This is a genomic window from Lacihabitans soyangensis (assembly GCF_024343775.1).
GTDB classification, from domain to species: Bacteria; Bacteroidota; Bacteroidia; order Cytophagales; family Spirosomataceae; genus Leadbetterella; species Leadbetterella soyangensis.
Window position 1 is genome coordinate 1 of sequence record NZ_RJUF01000157.1, and the last position, 1,001, is coordinate 1,001.

The window sequence follows — 1,001 nt, forward strand, 5'->3', positions numbered from 1 at the left end:
CTTCTTTTTCATAGACATAATTACAAAATTATTTTTGAATTTATGTCCGAGTTATTTGGGGTGCGTTACAACTAGGTACTTATAATTTTTATGACCTATACTTTCTTCCAATAATTCCTTAGTTTTAAGCCAAAGCTTGCCAACAAAACTGACTAACCTAAATTTGCTTGTGACCAAAAAAACTCCCAATTTCCCCAAATAATTCTTAAATTGGTTTCGAATAAATCACAGAGAAATCATGCAAGAAAAACAACTAAACGAACTGACCGACGAGGAGCTATTGAAAAAATGGAAAGACACCAAAACGCCTTACCTATTTGTGATGGCTACTATTATAGTGTCCGTCATATTCACCTTTATCAGGATGTTTATCAGCGACTTTGAGTTTTCTATGCTGGCTGTACCTTTTTTTGTAGGCATCATTGCCTTTACTATCAACAATAACTATAAGGCTGTTGAGGCAGAAATGAAGGCTCGGAACTTGAAATTGTAACACCATTTTAATTAAAAACCGACATACTTTTACCAAAACCATGACCAAACAAGAAATTGCCCTCGCTTTCTCAAATGGTGAGTTTGAAAAAACCACAGAATTCATTGCCGAAAATGCCGTTTGGGAGGTGGTGGAAGAAAATACATTTATTGGCAAAGAGGCCATCATAGAAAACTGCAATCAGGTTGCGGCATATTTTAAGTCTGTCACCACGGACTTCAAGACATTGAATATTATCGCTCAAGACAACAAAATAGTTATCAACGGTACAGCTGAATTCAGCAGAAATGGTCAAAGAATTTCGTTTGTTTCGGCTTGTGATTTGTATGAATTTAATGAGAATGATCTAATCCAGCGGATTACTTCCTATTGTATTGTCACTGCTCAAGGTTGATCGCTTTTTTTAACCGCAAAGAAATCTAAGGAAATGCTCGCAAAGAACGCCAAGAAAGCCTCACTCCTACTTTAAAGTACTAAATATTAACCCTTTGTGATACTTTGTGGATTT

The 1,001-nt window shown here is 35.8% G+C and carries 2 protein-coding genes; both read left to right on the plus strand.

The features are described 5' to 3' along the window. The first annotated feature begins 238 nt into the window (after positions 1-238). A complete protein-coding gene (locus EGI31_RS15190) occupies positions 239-493 on the plus strand; it encodes a hypothetical protein (RefSeq protein WP_255037984.1) in 255 nt (84 codons plus the stop codon). A gap of 40 nt (positions 494-533) precedes the next feature. After that, positions 534-887, plus strand: a complete 354-nt coding sequence (locus EGI31_RS15195; protein WP_255037985.1) for a nuclear transport factor 2 family protein — start codon at positions 534-536, stop codon at positions 885-887. Positions 888-1,001 lie beyond the last annotated feature (114 nt).

Bases quoted from the DNA above. Each gene is read 5' to 3' on its own strand.
- EGI31_RS15190 (WP_255037984.1), top strand. From the start codon at position 239: ATGCAAGAAAAACAACTAAACGAACTGACCGACGAGGAGCTATTGAAA.
- EGI31_RS15195 (WP_255037985.1), top strand. From the start codon at position 534: ATGACCAAACAAGAAATTGCCCTCGCTTTCTCAAATGGTGAGTTTGAA.